A 16,964-nucleotide genomic window follows, 5' to 3' on the forward strand; every position below is an offset into this window, starting at 1 on the left:
ACCATCTAAATATCGTTTCACCGCTTGGATTTTTTCTTTTGAAGAAAATTTAGCCATAAAAAATGCACCTCCAATTGTTAGACTGTGTCTAACAATTGGGGTGCACTTCATTCTAACTTTTAGAAAAGGTGGCTTTTTAACTCTTATCTCATTTTATGTACTTCAGCAACTAGCTTTCCACCCTGAATGCCCATATAAAGCTTCACAGGTGCATCATTCGTATTTTCAAATACTAAATCTAAGTATGGATATGCAATTGTAGCATCTCTTCCTTGTGGAACATAACCTACCGTTTTAGAATGTGTAGTTCTCTCCACCATTTTCAGACCAGCTTGATCTGCTGCATTGTATAAAGTTGAAGATGTTTGACAAACACCACCGCCATATCCATCTACTAATTTACCATCAACTATTTCTTTCCCTAATTGATATCCTTTATCTGGTGTTGTATCACCGATTAATGAATTAAAAGAGAAACGGTCTCCTTTTGCTAACACAACTCCATTTATGCTCGCTGCTGACAAACGAATATTCTCAATACGGCCACCTGTTGAACCACCTAAGTTCGTTTCATATCTACCAATTACCGTACCATTTCCTTGCGCATCACTTAATGTTGCGACTGGTTTTTTCTCCACGATCGGCAACTGATACGTAGCATCCCACATACCAACATTTAACAATTTATCTACTAATTCTTTTTCCATTAATTCATAAGAAGGTTTTCCTTCTTGCCAACTTCCATCAGGTGCTATACGTGAAGGAACCATTTTTTTGTCGACGCTTTTTCCAACCTCACCAACAACCTTTGTTACAGACTTTTTAAATTTCGCTTCATCTTCAAAATAGCCTAAACTAGATAAATCTAATTTTTTCACTTCAGTACCAGTTCGACCATCAACTAAACTAATAGTATCCTGCACTTCTGCTTTAGCCTCTACAGTATGCCCACCAATATCACTTACCAATGCAACATCACTTACTTTTGCACCACAGCCACTCATTATAGCTACACATAACACCCCAACCAATATACCCTTTACTTTACGGAACAATATACTCTCTCCCTTTCCCCAACATCACTATTATGTATTTATTTCATTTTCATGTATGTTTTGTTACAATCATTTTACAATATGTTTATAAAATGTTACAAGTTATTTTTCACTCTATATAAATTACTCTTTTCTTTTATAAATGTCTATACATATTTACATAAAAGTTTGAGTTTGATAGAATTGTAACTTTTATGTAAACTCTCTCTTTTATCCAGTATATACCATTAAGCAAAAGAAATACAAATCAAAAACCCTCAAGCTATTTTTTATAAAGTGAAACTGTAATCAGTGGGGGTTTTACGGGCATCCCGACCTTCTTTGTTTCTGCTGAATTTTGACATGGGGGTCTTATTGCCCAGCAAATAGCGGGATAAAGAGAAATCCCGTCAACATAAATAGGTATTTGCCGTGCCACCACTCCGCTTTTGCACATACATTATGGTGAATTCAACCTATTTTAAAGAAATGGAGGATGTTATTATGTATCCCTACAATCCATATGATCCATATAATCAATATGCGTACCAACAACCACAGTATGACTTACAAACACAATATCAATCTTATATAGATCAAGCAGAGCACACGAATCCATATGACCAAAATAGACAATTCCAACTTCCAATCTCTTTTCCTGGCACTGGAAATCGTCAATTAGAAAGACGCGTAAATGAGCTTGAACAAAGAGTTCGTCAACTAGAAAATACAGTTGAGCGCCATACACGTAGACTAAACCGCTTAAACCAACGTTTACGCACAGTAGAAAACAGACTAAACATTCCATTCGCAGCATTAGAAGACGGATTTTAATCGAGAAAATAAAGATTATATAAAGGAAGGGGCTTCCCCTTCCTTATATAAATTGACGAAAGTTTTTTCCATCTCTATACTGATAAGAGTTAATGAAATGAAACAAGGTGATAAATATGGATTTTGAAATAAATTATCTTTCCTTTTATGTTGTACAAGTAGAAGGAAAAGGTGAAGCAGTTGATAAACGCTACAAACATTTTCAAACTTTAGACGCTGAAGAATATGAAGATAGTTCCTTAAAAGAATTTTTGAATGGTGAGTTATTAAAAATATCGAAGCGAAAAGTAGAACGTCATGCAAAAACAGAACAAGCCCCAACAAAAATTGGTCGCTTTATTGTAGAAGAAGGGCACGAACTTGATTCAAACCCTCATTACAACCTTTTTAATCGTATTCGCTTTGCAGAAACAAAAGAAAACTTTAAAGATATGAGCGAACCTCTCGTTTATACATATCTTGACACAAGCGCTGTACGTGGTGGTGTATTTTTAATTGCTCAGGCAAAACTACGCAAATACTTTGATGATCCATTCGTATTCGTAATGAAATGCGACTTTGAACCAAAGGTTGCTTCTATTTCTGATGAATCAACACTGATTCGTAACGTTGAAATGGCCATCACAACAAAGAATATGAAATCTATCCAATATCCGTACATGCCTGAAGAAGGTATGGTTGAAGTAGGCGAACTAAAAATACACCAAGCATCACATGCCCGCTACTTTGAAGACTTCTTAAAATTCGTCGAATACGAACGCTCTATGCCTGAAATTATGAAAACACAAGTAATGGACATGGTATACGACCAAATTGAAGATGTATTTGAAGAAGGTACGGAAGAACGCGAACAATTCGACCAAGCGATGGAAGTATGGGCTGCCAGTCCGAAACGCGAAATTATGGAACAATTTTCAACCGAAGAAGTAATGGAAGCAACTGCTCAAATCGTCGAGCATGCTCCTGAAGTCGAATTAAAACTAAAAGCAGATCATATCTCTGTGAAGGCCCTGCTTGCTGATTTCGGGGATCAAATACATATTGCGAAGGTAAATGATCGATATGTACTTATGATTGAAGCAGACACACTTACATTTGAAAAAGGCTTCTCTCCTATTGAGTTTCTGAAGCCAGATGAGCTGCAAGATGTGATTGAGCGGATTGAGAATAAGCAGCAGTATTCGTTTGATCCGAGCGGTATTGAATAAAGTGAAACTTTAATCAGTGGGGTTTTGTTCATCCCCCACTAATTATTAACCCTCACCAATCGGGCTTTTACGGGATAAATACTTCCATATAACTGTTGTTACTGGGCGCTTATAATAAGCGCTCTTTTGTTTATATTAAAAACCGATTCTACTAAGAATCGATTTTTCTGCTTTATAATAAAACATGTTTATTTTCAAATTTTTTTGATGCAAGATGACATTTGTTGCAGAATCAAATACATCCCTTCCTTGTTATACAAGCTTATTTCCATTAGAAATATCTACTTCAATATTTCTAGTTGACCAAGTCCTTCTATAAGTTGTTAAGATGCAAATTTCACTTTACTACCTCAAATTTATTGTACTCGTAAAAAGATAATTGAAAACGATATTCCGGATGTTCTCTCACCCAATCGTAGGCTTCTTCTAAAATTTCCATTTTGTTTTGCAAGTCATTAAGTTCACTACATTCGTCCCTTTTCTGTTTGCACAGAGGGCAGAATCCATTCACTATTTCCGCACTCGTCGCCCTAATAGTTTTACTTTCTAAATCAACTACTAGACGAAGAATAACAGAATGCTCTTCTTTTGTAGTCACCTTCATTTCAGCAATCCGATCCTCATTCCAAAAGACACCGTTTAATTCCATCTTTACTGTGACATCTTTAATATCCAAGTCTACCACTATCACACCTCCCTTGTACAAAGCTCAATCTTACTCTTCTATTTTAAACTTTAATACACCACAACTTAAAGAGATATTAAGTTTTTTCCAATTCTTCTTTACTATGAAAGAAAGTGTAGTTAATGCTAATTGTGTGGTAAATATTATCCCAAAAACTAAAACAGTTAAAATGTTAAAGATTGTTTCCATTAAACTACACTCTTTTATTTATATATATATATTTATTTTATTAATACGATTTAAAGCTCTTATTACGTCTTAACACTCCCAAAGCAATTATAATGCACAATCACAACAACAAGTTGATGCCTATTTAATATCAATACGCTGTTATTACATGTATGTAGTTAGAGGTGGAGGAGAAATTCATTTAACCTCTGTATTCTCCTCCATCTCAGCCAAATACCTAATCTGCCGTTCCGCTTTTCTCACTGCTGTACGAAAATGTTTTTTCAGGAGTTCTACTGTATTTTCACTTATATAATATCTTTCCGTTATACTTTCCCACGTGTCACTACTTTCAAATGTACTCCATTCAAAAGGGCGTTCTGTATTTTTCTTTAGTTCTTTAAATACCCATTTTCGCATCTTTTTTTTCGCTTTTTCTGTTAGTTTTCCGTTTTTTACAAGTTCAAGTTCACCATGTCTTTTGTATCGCTTATTAATATCTCTCTCGCTATATACTTTAAGAAGTATATTTGCTGTATTTTCAGCATCTGCTAAAGCACGGTGCTGTTTTCCTTCCCACGTTAAAGCGAGCTGTTCTACCGCAAAGTGTAAACTTGGCGTATGTTCAAACAATTCCTCATATGCTTGGAAAACAAATTTTTGCAAATCAATTCTATTTTCTTTTTCTATACTTGGGCATTCAACACCATATAATGTACAATCATGAGATAGAAAGCGATAATCTTCTTTTCCCCATGAAACAAATATAGAACCTTCGCCGATGAACTGAATAAATTTCTCTATAATTTGAGGGAATTTTTCTACACCCATTAAATCTTTTTTCGTAATACCGGTTAATTTTGTTGTATGACGAGTTAATCGTGCACTTGGTTTTACTAACTCCGAAAATTCTTCAATTATCTTCATTGTACCTATTTCTATTTTTACAGCTCCGATATCAACTATTTCTGATGGATCTTCTGATTTATACGGTCTGAAATTCCTTTCAATATCAAACACAATGAAATGTGTAGCGTTTTTCAATTTATTTACCTCTTTCTAAATTCCTTTTCACACAAACACTTTATTTTCAGTATTTATTTATTCATGTACTTTATACAAAAATACTCCGAATAAATAAATGAAAATTCAGTCTTGTTATGATATGTAAGTAGGAGGACATCTATAAAAATGCAAAAAAAAAGAAGGGCGAGCCCTTCTTTTTTCAAAAATTACTTCTTGTTTACGTTAGTAGCTTGAGGTCCACGGTTACCTTGTTCTACTTCGAAAGTAACTTCTTGACCTTCTTCTAAAGTTTTGAAGCCTTCGCCTTGGATAGCTGAGAAATGAACGAATACGTCTTCTCCGCCTTCAACTTCGATGAAACCGAAACCTTTTTCTGAGTTAAACCATTTTACTTTACCGTTTTGCATGAAAAAAATCCTCCTACAATGTACCTATATGTACATATTCATTTTCAACCACCTTACAATAATAAGCCAGATATTAAAAAACTGCAACCCCTGAGGAGATTTAACATTGCTATCCTCCTCGGAAGTTACAGCTCATTTAAATCTCTATATTATTAAAAGTAAAATGGTTTAAATATACTATATCATATCAATATAATAAAAGTAAAGTTTTTTTCTTAAATTATTTTTTGTTCCCACTGCATTGCTTTTAATTCACCTGATCCGGCTACTACATAACCATCTTTTTGATTAACAATGCGCCATCCGTGCCCTTTAACTGAATCACATACTGTAACAATACCTTCTTCAAGAAGCACACGGCACACACTACTAATCCCCGCCTTATTTTGCGTTGAAGTTGTATATAAAACATGTTGATCTACACTTAAGTCTAAATAACTACTTGCTTTCTGCTCACTTTGACATGTATGCCAATATATTTTTTCACTTGCAATACTTTCATCTATTTTACAATAAGAAATATTTCCGCTAACTCCCTTGCACGATCCACTTGCCGCTACTAAATAAGAATTGTGTAAAGTCAACGCGGAGATCATTTGATTCATCGCAATTTTAATCCTCTTTAATTTACGTGTCTTCAAATCAAAGAGCCAAACACCACCATATTTAGCATGTATTTTCGTACCAATAAATAAGTAATGTTTATATAAAAATAATGATCGAATAGACGGTGCCGCACTGCCATACTCAAGAAACGGATGAATAGTTTCCCATGTCAAACCGAAATTATTAGAAAGATACAGCGTTTTTTCTCCATGAGCAACAACAGTTCCTTGTACATTGCTACATACATTCCAACTCGTTGCTTTTGTTGGAAAACGCTGAATTGTCCAGTTCTCTCCACCATTCATACTGCGAATAAAAATCCCTTCGTCACCTACACCATAAACTACATTATCTTCGCTATGTAAATCCCTAATTCGTTTTTGAAAACCATTTAAAATTCGTTTCCATTCTCCGTCTTGTTCAACAAATAAGCCATTATATGTAGTAGCTAACAACAGTTTTCCATCTCTTAACTTTGTAATAGCAGTTGCACTTAACATTGTCTCCACGTTGACACTCCCATTCTTAGAACTTCTCAGCAAATGCAATTGCAAAATTACTGCATTTTTCAACATCCTCTTCATCTTCTGGAGCTAATTCAATTTTCAGCCCTTCTTGTACAAGCTCTGCACCGCGTTCCACAAGACGTTCTTCAAATATCGTTACCGCTTCACAAAACAGTTCATACGCCGTATCACCCGATCCGAATACCGCTACCTTTTTCCCAGCTAAATCTATATTTTCTAAGTCATCATGAAAATCTTCCGCTTCAAATGGTAATTCACCATCGCCCCACGTATAAGATCCTAAAATGATTCCATCATAAGCTAATAATTCTTCAGCGTCCATGCCTTCCATTTCTTGCAATACTACTTCATGATCAAAAGCATCTAAACTAACTTTAATTAAATCAGCAATACTCTCTGTATTTCCTGACATACTTGCATAAGCTATTAAAATTTTTGCCACTTTGGCATCCCCCTCTAACAATAAATGATTCTCATTCTCATTATATTAATAATGATAATCAATTTCAATTTATTTTTTCTACTTTTATTTACATTTCACATTACTTATTTCAAATAAGGTGAAACTTTAATCAGTGAGGGTATTCATCCCCCACCTAACTTCTTTGTTTCCGCTGAATTTTGAGGCGGAGGGGGGCTTACTGCCCGGCAAATAGCGGGATAAAGTGAAAGTTTAATGAGTCCTCACCAATCAGGCTTTTTCAGACAACCCACAAAGAGCGGAATAAATAAAAAAGCACAGATGACTATACAATCATCTGTGCTTTTTTATTATTTTTTAAAAATACCAAAAGGCTTTCCTACTGGTAAAACAACTTTTCCGAAGTGTGTATTTAACACTGCTGCTGCTGAACCGTAGAAAGATAATAATGAAATAAGAAGTTCAGAATATGCTGCTAAATTATGCATTGCATGCGGCATAACACCTAAAGTACTTAATGAAAGACCGATAAATAAGAAATCAATAAGGACGAAAATCATAAATAATACTTTATGTGTTTCCATTGCACCAATTGTCATAAAGATTGTGAAAATCAAATATCCGATAAAGGCTACACCAAGCTGTTTTGAATCTGCAGCTTGTGCTAATTTTTCGCCAAATACTCCAAGTTGAATTAACCAAGTCATTCCAACACCTAGCCAAAATAGACCGTACGCACCGAATGCTGTTGTACCGAATGTATTGTTATGCTTTGCATCATGAATGCAAGCAAAGATTTGTGCAAATCCTCCTAAAAAGATTGCCCACGGTAATACAAGTGAAACGCCATCTGTTAAGCCTAACTTTTGAGATGATGCTACAAGTGTTACCATCGCTAATCCAAATAGACCAATTCCAGATGGATCCGCTGTTGTCATTTTCACATGATGTGTAGTAGTTTGATTGCTCATATAAACCTCCTGATTATAAACATACTCGAATACAATACTTAAATCAGAAGACTATGTCAATGGTTTTTTTTGTATGTTGTCAGACGTTATATTTTATAATGATTAAATATATTTCTGACCACTTCATAAGGTTTTATATTCACTTTTTCCAACTCGTTTATCGGTAGCCATAACGGAATATAATTTCCCCTACCTTCCAGCTGAAATTCCTCAGCTGTTCCGCTTCCGAACACTCCGCCTGTAATATAGGCAGCATAATAATATTCATTTCCTTTATATTTTACCTTTGCAATAAGGTGCTCCACTTGTATATGTACCCCTAATTCTTCGTATACCTCTCTTTTCGTTGCCTCTTCAGGCGTTTCACCTTCCTCAATCCCTCCGCCAGGAAAAACATAATATCTTTCCTCTTCTCGAATACGTTTTATAAGAGCGATTTTTCCTTCCTGTACAATGATAGCGGCTCCGCGATTTCTTATCATTTTATTACCTCAATACGAATCGCAACTGTTCCCCACTCTTTTTCTTGTTCTTTCGTATATATTTTGTATGTACTTTCTAACATTTCCTCTAAACTATCATTTTCACAATCCAATAATTTTTTATCGATTTGTTCATATATAGCTTTAAAGCTCTCGTATCGCTTTATTTCCGTTACTTTTACCGTCATCATTTCTGTTGTCTTAAGATTCGTAAATACGATTTCATCGTCTTTGTTTATTAGTTGACGTTTTTTATCGTATAGGCGTACTTCATATACTTTTTCCCCTGATTGAATTGACTGAAACCCATTTCGTATCGCATACATCCCACTCCCTTTTGTTCATTTCACCTATTAATACAGTTCACATTACTACATCTTGCATATAATATTCCATACGTATCACTTAATTGAGAAAGGAGGCTGAAGAAGCATGTTATATTTAAATCAAAAACCTGAATATAATAAATATGATATTGGTGATTATACTTATAGTAAAGTAGGGCCAACCATTTTTTCTTGGAACGATGAAACAAAATTGAAAATAGGTAAGTTTTGTTCATTAGCAGAAGAAGTCGTTTTCATACTTGGCGGTGAACATCGCGCAGACTGGATAACGACTTATCCATTTAATGCACTTTTTGATGAAGGAGCACATATTACTGGTCACCCTTCTTCAAAAGGTGATATCGTAGTTGGCAATGATGTATGGATTGGTTATCAATCCTGCATTTTATCTGGTGTTACAATTGGTAACGGTGCCATTATTGGTGCAAAAAGTGTTGTTACAAAAGACGTCCCTCCATATGCAATTGTGGCTGGTAATCCAGCAAAATTTATTCGATATCGTTTCCCGCAAGAAACAATTGACAAACTAGAGAATCTTGCATGGTGGGACTGGGACATTTCTGTTATAAAAGGAGCTATTCCATTACTACTTTCCAACAAAATCGACGAATTTTTCACCTCGCCCGAAAAAGAATCTACATGATTAATGAAGAAAGAGCATCCTTCTCTTACAGGATGCTCTTTCTTCATTTATTTTTTCTTTATTTGCAAATGATCACACGGAGAACATTGAAAAGGAATTTTCCCTAAGCAATTAAGATTCGTTTCGCAAATTTGTTCAATCGTTGGAACAAATGGAATGACAACTATGTTACTTTCTACTATTTGTGTAACAGGTGGCAATACTGTGCCTACTTGATGTTCAAAACGAATACTCGCTTGATTTATATAATTTCCTGAACCATTTGGCGCGCTCTGTACTGCTACTTGGAACGAAACTGTCCTTGCTTCACCAGGATTTAAACTTCCGATAAGAAACCCTACTGCCGGGCTTACATTCGGCACTGGCGTATTATCAACCGTTACACTTCCAGGAACAAATCGAACACTACTATCTAACATATCTTGAAAACGAATATTTTGCATTACAGTATCACCCGTATTTGTGATGACTGTCGTAAACGTAATGACATCTCCAATTGTTGCTACCTGTAAATCTGCCGTTTTTACGACTGTCGTTGAGACATTTTGAGGAATAAACGGGATAACAACTGTATTACTATCACCTTCAACTACTACTGGCGGCTCATTCGGATTTACAGTTGCAAGCCCATTCGCTGTAGCAGTATTTGTAACTAAATTATTTACTTGCCCTCCTATTATTACAACTTGGAAATTAATAATTGCTGCATCATTTGGCTGAAAATCACCTAACGGAATACCAGTATTCGGATTAGCAAATGGAAGAGGTACATCATTTACCGTTACCGTACCATTTATAAATAGCGTATTCGGATCAATGATATCTGTTAACACAATATTGGTCACAGGAACTGTACTATCATTTATAACAGCGATTCCGTAAGTGACAACATCCCCTATCATTGCTACTTCAAAGTTTGCTCCTTTTGCAACAAATAAGATTGCAGTATTTACCGTCACTATAACTGTATTGCTTGTATCCATCACTGTAACTGGCGGCTCCCCTGGTACTAAAATATATTCTGCTAACGCCCCAGCAACGTTCACTACTGTACCACCATCCGGAAAACTTGTAATCGTAGCTTCATATGTTACAAGTGCCGTCTCACCAACTGGTATATCAGGTATCGTAAATCCAATCTGCGGATTTACCCCCGGTTGCGGAACCCCATTTATCGTTACACTATTTGGAACGAAATCAGCTTCCTGAGATAGCACATCGATAAATTGAACATTCATTGCATCAGCAGTACCAGTATTTAATATACGAACAGTATACGTTACCGTTTCTCCTACACCAACAACTGAATGGTCTACTTCTTTTAGCATATCTAAGCTACCTCTATTTACCGGCGTAACCGTCGTATTACTTGAATTTGTAATTGTAGACGGAGGTTCTCCTGGAATCAATTCGAAATCACCCGTTACTCTTGCTGTATTCATAATGCTACTAGAAGGCGGAACTGCGATTACATTTACTTCAAATGTAATTAATACACTATCCCCTACTGCAAGATCAGGCAATGCAAAGCCTACAAATGGATCTAAACCTACTTGCGGAATCCCATTTATTTGTACACTTCCAGGAACGAATTCTAAACTAGGTGATGGAACATCGATAAACTGAACATTCGTTGCTGTTACCGTTCCCGTATTTGTAACTTGCACACTATACGTTAACGTATCTCCTAATCGTGTCGCTTCTTTATTTACAGATTTTATAACGCTGAATCGTCCTCTATTCACTCTAGTTATCGTCGTATTACTCGGCTCTGTTACTACAACTGGTGGTTCTCCTGGCACTAAAGTAAAGCTTCCTGTTATATTTGCAACGTTCGTAATTGTTCCTGATGACGGGATGTTTGTAACTGTCGCTTGAAACGTCACTATAACCGTTTCACCAACTGGGATATCTCCAACTCCAAATCCAGTAATCGGATTTAAGTTTGGTTGCGAGGCTCCATTTATCGTTACACTATTTGGTACAAATGACGCCCCTGCTGAAATGGTATCAACAAACTGAACAGCATTAGCTGTTACTGTTCCAGTATTTGTTATTTGAACCGTATACGTTAATATATCTCCAACGAGAGTAGCAACCCTATTTACTTGTTTAATAACATTAAATTGCCCTCTATTTACAGTTGTAAGTGTTGTATTGCTCGGCTCTGTTACTATAACTGGTGGTTCTCCTGGTACTAATACAAAACTTCCAGTTACATTTGCCGTATTGGCAATTGTTCCGTTTGATGGCGCACTAACAACGGTTACTTGGAAGATGACTTCTACACTTTCACCTGGGTTTATATCTGGAAGCGGGAATCCATTATTCGGATTGAATCCAGGTTGTAACACACCGTCTATCGTTACAGTGTTCGGCACGAATGCTATAGAGGAAGGTAATACATCACTATATTGAACATTCGTTGCTGGCACTGTTCCTGTATTTTGAACTACTGTTGTATATGTGACTGTATCGCCTACTACAACAACCGGCTGACTCACTGATTTTAAAACATTCAAACCAGGCTCATTGATTTCTGTTAATGTCGTATTACTTGTCGTTATTTCCGTAATAGGCGGTTCTGTTTCACTTACAGCAAATGTAGCTGTAACGTCTACAAAATTAACAATCGTTCCACCTTCTGGTATGCTTGTAACCACTTCCTGATATGTGACAAGTACAAAATCATCGACAGGTATATCTGGAACTGTAAAACCAATGAAAGGATCTAATCCTGGTGCTGGTACCCCGTTTATGCTCACACTTCCTGGTACAAATGCTACACCCGCGGAAGTAGTATCGATAAATTGAACATTCGTCGCTGGCACTGTTCCGAAATTAAAAATCAATACATCATACGTTAATATTTCTCCTACCGTCGCTACTTCTTTATCTACTAGTTTCAATGGAAAAATAAAGGCTATATTAATTGTCGTAACGACTAAATTTGTTAATATCGTTTCCGTAATCGGTGGTTCCTGCGGATTTGGTTGTGAAGTAAATGTAACATCTGCATCATTTAATATGACTTCATTATCTGGAATTTCTGTAATCGTCACTTGGAATGTGACCTCAATACTTCCACCAGCGATTAATAATGGAGTAACTGTAAATCCTATTTCTGGATTTAAACCAAGTTGCTGCACTCCACCTATCGTTACACTATTGTCAACAAACGTCGTTCCTTCTGGTATGACATCTTGGAAGAACACATCTGTAACAGGGATAATTCCTACGTTTGAAATGAGCACAGTATACGTTAATACATCCCCAACGGCCCCAGTTGCAACATCAACTGTTTTTGTTGCAGTTACTTCACCAGGAGGAGGTAACGGTATTGTAACTACCGTTGTATTACTTGAATTCGTTGTTGTTACAGGTGGCTGTAAAGGATTTAATAAGAAAGTGGCTGTAGCAGATGCTGTATTTAATACCGCTCCACGTGTAGACGGTGCAACTACCGTAACTTGGAACGTTACTGTCAATGATGTTCCAGCTGCAATATTAGGAAGCGGGAAACCAACATTTGGGTCAAATCCAGGTTGTGGCGTTCCATTTATCGTTACACTATTTGCTACAAAAGTTGTTTCTAAAGCAATTGGATCAAGGAAAGAGACATTCGTTGCTGTTACTGTACCGTTATTTCGAATGACAACAGAATACGTGTAAGTTTCTCCAAGTGCTGCTTGTTGTACAGATGAAGATTTTTGTATATTTAACTGTGCTGTGTTTACTTGCGTCACTACAAAATTACTATTTGTAACAGTCGTTATTGGAGGGTTTGCTGGATTTATAAGAAAACTTGCAGTAACGTTCGATTGGTTTCTTATATTTCCACCGCTCGGAACACTCGTCACTGTAACTTGAAACGTAATCGTAGCCGTTTGCCCGACCGGAATATTTGGTACCGGGAAACCTAGCATAGGATCCGCGCCTTGCTGTACGACTCCATTTATCGTCACACTATTTGCTACAAAGGCAGTACCAGACGGAATTGGATCTTGAAAAACAATATTCGTTGCAGGAACAGTTCCTGTATTTTGAATAAGAATCGTATACGTTAACGTATCTCCTACACCGGCTTGTAGTGTATTTACACTCTTCATTACATTAAGTGATCCTACATTCACTCGCGTCACAACAATATTACTAATCGTTACAATTGTAATTGGTGGCTGGAGAGGACTTACTTGGAAATCAGCAGTGACATTCGCATTATTCGGAAGAACTCTATTTGGTGGTACACTCGTGATTGTCACTTGAAAAGTGACCGTCACCATTCCTCCTACTGGAATATTAGCAAGTGGAAATCCAGTTGTCGGGTTTAAACCTGGTTGAGGCGTCCCGTTTATTGTTACACTATTCGCTACAAAAGTGGTTCCAACTGGAATCGGATCAAGGAATGATACATTTGTCGCTGTCACCGTTCCACTATTTTGTATACGAACTGTATACGTTAACGTATCTCCTACACCGGCTTCAGTAGCACTTACACTTTTCATTACATTTAACCCTGAAGAATTCACGATCGTCATAACAGTATTACTTGGTACTGTTACAGTAATCGGCGGCTCTGTTGGATTTACAAGGAAATCTCCAGTTACATTCGCATTATTTACAACATTATTTCCTTGGGGAATTTCATCAATTAATACTTCAAATGTAACAATAACACTGGCGCCAGTAGGCAAATTATTTAATGGGAATCCAAGTTCTGGATCTGCCCCTTCTTGTAAAACACCATTCACAACTACACTATTTTCAATAAATAATGTCCCTTGGGGAATTGAATCTTGGAAAAATACATTCGTAGCTGGTACACTACCTGCATTTATGACTTCTATTGTATATACTAAAATATCCCCTACTGTTGCAACATCCGTATTGACTGCTTTCACAACTTCAAAGTTTCCTGATTGTACTGTCGTATTCACAACATTACTCGGTACATTGATTGTTACTGGTGGTTCATTCGGATTCACTTGAAAGCTTGCTGTTACATTTGCTTGATTTAAAATATCTTCATTTTCTGGATTCTGTACAATTACTACGTCAAATGTGACTACAACCGTTTGAGCCGCAGGAATATTCGGAAGAGAGAATCCTGTATTCGGATTTAGTCCACTTTGCTGTACTCCATTAATTGTTACAGAATTTGCAACAAATGAAACAGCAGAAGAAATAGGGTCTTGGAAAAATACATTTGTTAACGGAACATTCCCTGTATTTTGAACGGCAATTGTGTATGTTAAAGTGTCTCCTACTGCCGCTTGCGTTGTATTCACTTCTTTTATTACATTTAAACCGCCTGTATTAACTTGTGTCACAACTGTATTCGTTTGTCTATTAATCGTTATTGGTGGCTGATTTGGAATAACGACGAAATTAGCAGTTACATTTCCGCGATTCGCAATTGTGCCTCCTGATGGCGTTGATGTCACTCGTACTTGAAAAGTCACTGTCCTACTTCCGCCGGGAGATATATTTGCTACTGTAAACCCAGTCGCTGGATTTACCCCAGGTTGTGAAACCCCATCCACAGTCACACTATTTGCTATAAATGTCGTTCCAATTGGTATTGGATCTTGAAAAATAACGTTCGTTGCAAGTACATTTCCTGTATTTTGAATTGTTACCGTGTACGTAAGAACATCGTTAACCGTTGCAAAAGCTCTATCCACTGTTTTTCTCGTTGTTATATCAGCTATATTAATTGTCGTAACTACAGTATTACTTGTCGCTTGCCCTGAAACTGGTTGTTGACCAGGCACTGGAGTAAAGGTAAATGTTGCACTTGCACGGTTTGGAATTGGATTGACAAGAGGGTTCGATGTTACTCGAACTTGAAAGCGCACTACAGTCGTTTGCGAAGCATTAATACTTCCTAGATTAATACTACTTGCTGGATTCGCTCCTGGACGCGCTACTCCATTTACCGTAACGCTATTTGCGACAAATGTTGTTCCAGCAGGGATACTATCAACAAAAATAACATTGCTCGCAGTGACATTTCCATTATTTGTGATATTAACTGTGTACGTTAATACATCATTAAGCGTTGCCGTCTGTAAATCTACAGATTTCTGCATACTTATAGTTGCTTGATTCACTGTCGTTTGTACTGTGTTTGAAGAAGACGTACTTGTAATAGGAGGACTACCAACGAAAGGACGAAATTGATATGACACCATTGCACGATTTAAAATAGGATTGGGATTCGGGAATGATATTATTCGAACTTGAAATGTAACAATTCTTTGCGTGTTATTTGGGATTGTACCTAAATTAATTCCATTAGAAGGGTTTGCATTCGGCTGTGTTACTCCCCCTACCGTAACACTACCTGCAACAAACGTCGTTCCGTTCGGAATACTATCACGTAATACAACGTTTTCTGCACTTCCTGTTCCTGTATTTGGGACCGTAATCGTATAAGTGAGAATATCCCCTACCCCTGCGACTGTTCTATTAACTGATTTAACAGGATTAATAATTGGACCTGTTGCATCAATTTGAACACCAAAACCAGCTGCTGCGTATCCATCTCCATTTGTAACAAATCGAACCGTTGCTGATGTTTGACTGTTTACTAAAGATGAGGAGGCATCTACATTCGTAATATCCCACCCTTGTCTTCGGACGGCCAAAGCTACCCCTAACGGCTGATTCAAATCTCCAAACGTGCCGCTCGTATCTAAATTTCCACTATCATTACAAATTTGTGACTGAAAGAAATTATTCGCAGGATTTCTCGGTCCGAATAATGCAACTGTAGCATTTGCATTCGGCCCAAAGCGAAGTTGATCTCCAACAATGTTAGAATCACCTTCTTGAGCAGTTACGAGCACTCTTCCTGTAACAGCTCCTGTTGCCGGCGTAGCAAAACCTGAAATTGTAGCATCAACTGGCGGGGATGAAGCATCGATAATTTCTTGACCTGCATATACTGACAAATTTCGAAGTGGTAAACTTGCATTTTGATACACAACCTCAAGCGTCCATCCAGCTGAACGACTGATTGTCGGGTCGGCTGAAGTTCTTGCAGCTGGCACAGCACCCGTTGTATATGTGCCTGCTCCACCTGCACTAACAAGATTTGTTACATTGGCAGAGCGAGCATAATAAAACTGATTTCCTACTGAACCTTGCTGCGCGGTAGCAGGATCTGGCGTAACAGAAAACGTCCCTGCTGGCGTTGTAAATGTAATGTTATCATTTAAAAATGGTAACACATCTTCCGTATCAGTCCGGAAAGTACCAGCCCAAACTAATTCTGCATATAATACACTGCTTCCCGCTGGAAGATTTAAAATTGCACTTGAAGAATTCAATTGCCATTCATCTGTTGTCCCTGCTGGGAACCCTGGTACTTGCAATGCTGTATTTACTGTCGTAAATACAGCAAGTGTACCAAAAATATTACCTGGTGCAGGTGATGTAGGGCTAAGTCCCAGCGTATTCCCAGTAAACGTGACGGCACCAGGTACTGTTGTCGTAAACCTATTTATAAAAGGCACACAATCATCTCATTTCAATTATAGTAAAAAGTGCTCTATACTATAAAATGTAGACAAACTATACAATGTACGTTGTCCAACAAAA

13 protein-coding genes are annotated in these 16,964 nt (G+C 37.1%); 3 read left to right on the forward strand and 10 right to left on the reverse strand.

The annotated features are described in order from the left end of the window. Nucleotides 1-143: 143 nt before the first annotated feature. Entirely contained in the window at nt 144-1,055 is a 912-nt protein-coding gene (locus ACUN13_RS24645) for a VanW family protein (RefSeq protein ID WP_000488973.1), read from the reverse strand. A gap of 483 nt (nt 1,056-1,538) precedes the next feature. Between ACUN13_RS24645 and ACUN13_RS24650 the strand changes: the two genes are divergently transcribed. Together ACUN13_RS24650 and ACUN13_RS24655 are read left to right on the forward strand one after the other, a co-directional pair. Beyond that, complete coding sequence (locus tag ACUN13_RS24650; protein ID WP_000283715.1) at nt 1,539-1,868, forward strand: hypothetical protein; 330 nt, start codon at nt 1,539-1,541, stop codon at nt 1,866-1,868. A 116-nt stretch (nt 1,869-1,984) separates the two neighbouring features. Further along, nucleotides 1,985-3,076 (forward strand): DUF3900 domain-containing protein, encoded by a 1,092-nt coding sequence (locus ACUN13_RS24655; protein WP_000345046.1) that lies wholly within the window; start codon nt 1,985-1,987, stop codon nt 3,074-3,076. A gap of 337 nt (nt 3,077-3,413) precedes the next feature. On the opposite strand, the gene ACUN13_RS24660 is transcribed toward ACUN13_RS24655, so the two are convergent. The 8 genes from ACUN13_RS24660 to ACUN13_RS24695 all read right to left on the reverse strand — a co-directional run bounded on the left by ACUN13_RS24660 (nt 3,414) and on the right by ACUN13_RS24695 (nt 8,695). Then, complete coding sequence (locus ACUN13_RS24660; RefSeq protein ID WP_000227983.1) at nt 3,414-3,761, reverse strand: hypothetical protein; 348 nt, start codon at nt 3,759-3,761, stop codon at nt 3,414-3,416. Nucleotides 3,762-4,127: 366 nt separating this feature from the next. After that, nucleotides 4,128-4,973 carry an exonuclease gene (locus ACUN13_RS24665; RefSeq protein WP_000786414.1) on the reverse strand — a complete coding sequence of 282 codons (846 nt, stop codon included), beginning with the start codon at nt 4,971-4,973 and terminating at the stop codon, nt 4,128-4,130. A gap of 188 nt (nt 4,974-5,161) precedes the next feature. Continuing rightward, complete coding sequence (cspB, locus tag ACUN13_RS24670) at nt 5,162-5,362, reverse strand: cold shock-like protein CspB (RefSeq protein WP_001179150.1); 201 nt, start codon at nt 5,360-5,362, stop codon at nt 5,162-5,164. A 215-nt stretch (nt 5,363-5,577) separates the two neighbouring features. Then, the gene (locus ACUN13_RS24675; RefSeq protein WP_000449496.1) at nt 5,578-6,477 is read right to left on the reverse strand and encodes a WD40/YVTN/BNR-like repeat-containing protein; all 900 of its coding nucleotides are present in this window, start codon (nt 6,475-6,477) and stop codon (nt 5,578-5,580) included. A 16-nt stretch (nt 6,478-6,493) separates the two neighbouring features. Beyond that, nucleotides 6,494-6,937: a flavodoxin gene (locus ACUN13_RS24680; RefSeq protein ID WP_001062752.1), complete on the reverse strand. Its 444-nt coding sequence runs from the start codon at nt 6,935-6,937 to the stop codon at nt 6,494-6,496. A 329-nt stretch (nt 6,938-7,266) separates the two neighbouring features. Beyond that, nucleotides 7,267-7,887 (reverse strand): acetate uptake transporter, encoded by a 621-nt coding sequence (locus tag ACUN13_RS24685; RefSeq protein WP_000070938.1) that lies wholly within the window; start codon nt 7,885-7,887, stop codon nt 7,267-7,269. Between the two features lie 86 nt (nt 7,888-7,973). Then, on the reverse strand, nt 7,974-8,369 hold the full coding sequence (locus ACUN13_RS24690) for an NUDIX hydrolase (protein ID WP_000620822.1): 396 nt from the start codon (nt 8,367-8,369) through the stop codon (nt 7,974-7,976). Next, the gene (locus tag ACUN13_RS24695; protein WP_409531836.1) at nt 8,366-8,695 is read right to left on the reverse strand and encodes an ASCH domain-containing protein; all 330 of its coding nucleotides are present in this window, start codon (nt 8,693-8,695) and stop codon (nt 8,366-8,368) included. Before ACUN13_RS24695 ends, ACUN13_RS24690 begins: the two co-directional genes overlap by 4 nt. Before the next feature lie 106 nt (nt 8,696-8,801). Between ACUN13_RS24695 and ACUN13_RS24700 the strand changes: the two genes are divergently transcribed. Then, nucleotides 8,802-9,359: a CatB-related O-acetyltransferase gene (locus tag ACUN13_RS24700; protein ID WP_257115609.1), complete on the forward strand. Its 558-nt coding sequence runs from the start codon at nt 8,802-8,804 to the stop codon at nt 9,357-9,359. Nucleotides 9,360-9,406: 47 nt separating this feature from the next. On the opposite strand, the gene ACUN13_RS24705 is transcribed toward ACUN13_RS24700, so the two are convergent. Next, nucleotides 9,407-16,879 (reverse strand): DUF7507 domain-containing protein, encoded by a 7,473-nt coding sequence (locus ACUN13_RS24705; protein ID WP_438906285.1) that lies wholly within the window; start codon nt 16,877-16,879, stop codon nt 9,407-9,409. Nucleotides 16,880-16,964 lie beyond the last annotated feature (85 nt).

This window comes from Bacillus cereus group sp. Bce041, assembly GCF_052646455.1.

What these genes read in the sequence shown, in the direction of transcription:
- ACUN13_RS24650 (WP_000283715.1), top strand. Translation starts at nt 1,539, where the DNA reads ATGTATCCCTACAATCCATATGATCCATATAATCAATATGCGTACCAA.
- ACUN13_RS24655 (WP_000345046.1), top strand. Translation starts at nt 1,985, where the DNA reads ATGGATTTTGAAATAAATTATCTTTCCTTTTATGTTGTACAAGTAGAA.
- cspB (WP_001179150.1), bottom strand. Translation starts at nt 5,362, where the DNA reads ATGCAAAACGGTAAAGTAAAATGGTTTAACTCAGAAAAAGGTTTCGGT.
- ACUN13_RS24685 (WP_000070938.1), bottom strand. Translation starts at nt 7,887, where the DNA reads ATGAGCAATCAAACTACTACACATCATGTGAAAATGACAACAGCGGAT.
- ACUN13_RS24690 (WP_000620822.1), bottom strand. Translation starts at nt 8,369, where the DNA reads ATGATAAGAAATCGCGGAGCCGCTATCATTGTACAGGAAGGAAAAATC.
- ACUN13_RS24695 (WP_409531836.1), bottom strand. Translation starts at nt 8,695, where the DNA reads ATGTATGCGATACGAAATGGGTTTCAGTCAATTCAATCAGGGGAAAAA.
- ACUN13_RS24700 (WP_257115609.1), top strand. Translation starts at nt 8,802, where the DNA reads ATGTTATATTTAAATCAAAAACCTGAATATAATAAATATGATATTGGT.